1 protein-coding gene and 1 pseudogene are annotated in these 1,554 nt (G+C 50.8%); both read left to right on the top strand.

Annotation, left to right across the window (positions count from 1 at the left end):
• Positions 1-381, top strand: a pseudogene (locus AC1DUO_RS24850) (hypothetical protein); the annotation flags it as partial.
• Positions 382-1,554, top strand: a 1,173-nt coding sequence (locus AC1DUO_RS24845) for a replication endonuclease (protein WP_477989320.1), incomplete at its 3' end; no start/stop codon positions are given.

Raw genomic sequence — 1,554 nt, 5'->3', positions numbered from 1 at the left:
CTGGGTTCATCCGGTCAATATGCGGCTATTCGGACGAAACATTGGCACGTAAGGATGCATGAAGCATTCGTTGCTATTCGGGACGAAAATCCACGCATTCACGTCCACGGTCTGCGCATGTTAGATGGTCGTGTCTTTGGCAACTATCCGCTTACTACCGCTGACAGTACAAATCTGGCCTGCAATGTGCCAAAAACCGAAGTGAAATATCCTGAGCTGACATCCCAGCTCCGCGCTATCGGCTGTAATGAGGAAGAAGTACTCGCGGGTCGCTGCGCAATCTTACGGAAAACCATCGAGATGGTGCACCCGCCGACATTGGCGGAATACTTCGAACGTTATGAAGCAAAGCGTTCCCCCCAGATGTGTTTGGAGTTTTAAATGAAAACTCCTGCTCATACGAACCGTTTTTCTCCTGAAATTATCGTGCCTGACGTGTGGGCATATCCCTGGAACAAACCACGCCAGGCCGTTTCTGGCCTGGAAAGACCGCTTACCCGTGATGAATACGATCAGGGGCAAGCTGTTTTAATCAGAGTAAAAAACCTCTCTAACGACCTGCGGGAAATTTTCACAGGTCGCCATGCGTATCTGCTGAAAACGCAGGGCATTCATGCCGCTAATAAATATCTGGTTTATACCCTTGGTCGCAGCATCCTTCCCCGCGTCGAAGCGGTCAATGCTGCTCACGCGATGAATGTTAAAGCCTCCATGAAATTCATGTCTGAGGCAGACACCTATCACAGCCTGCCGAGTATGAGCGATAAACCGCTGCGCCGGTTCGCTCAGGCCATCGCCGGACAACTTAAAGAAATCTATGAAGACCGTTGTGATCAGTTGCTTGCTCAATACAACGGGGATAATTCGATTCTTTTTGAGAGTGATACCCAGTGTGAGCTGTATAGCGAAATCGCCGGTATGGCACAGGCTTTCAATGTCACACCGATGTACTGGACAAGGTATTGCAAAGACAGGCTGGATGCCGTTTCCGCTATCGCTGCAATGTCGCGCCTGGTTAATCCGGATTGGTGGTTACGCCAGCTGAAAGGTCAGCGCACCCGTTGGCGTGAATCTTTACTGATCGCTATCGGCAAGGTAAACCGCGACGCCTCTCCCTATGCCAGTAAGCAGGCGATTCGTGAGGTGCGTGCACGCCGCCTGTCTAATCTCGACTATCTGAAAAGTTGCGACCTTGAAAACGTCGAAACCGGCGAGCGCATTAGTCTGATCGATAAGGTAATGGCGAGCATCTCCAATCCTGAGATCCGCCGTATGGAACTAATGAGCACCATAGCCGGTACCGAAAAATATGCTGCGGCAAATGGCGATGTCGGCATGTTTTTGACGATCACTACCCCGTCCAAATATCACCCGACGCGCATTGTTGGCAAAGACGATAAAAAGCGCGTTCAGCGTAATCATGCGTGGGACAAAGAAGCCTATACACCGAAAGATGCGCAGCGATACCTTTGCGGGATCTGGAGCAAAATGCGCACCGCTTTCAAAGATAGCGGTCTGTCCGTTTACGGTATGCGCGTTGTGGAACCTCACCAC

The sequence above is a fragment of the Rahnella sp. P4_A8 genome (assembly GCF_056402435.1).
This window is presented reverse-complemented; position numbering and strand designations above follow the sequence as displayed.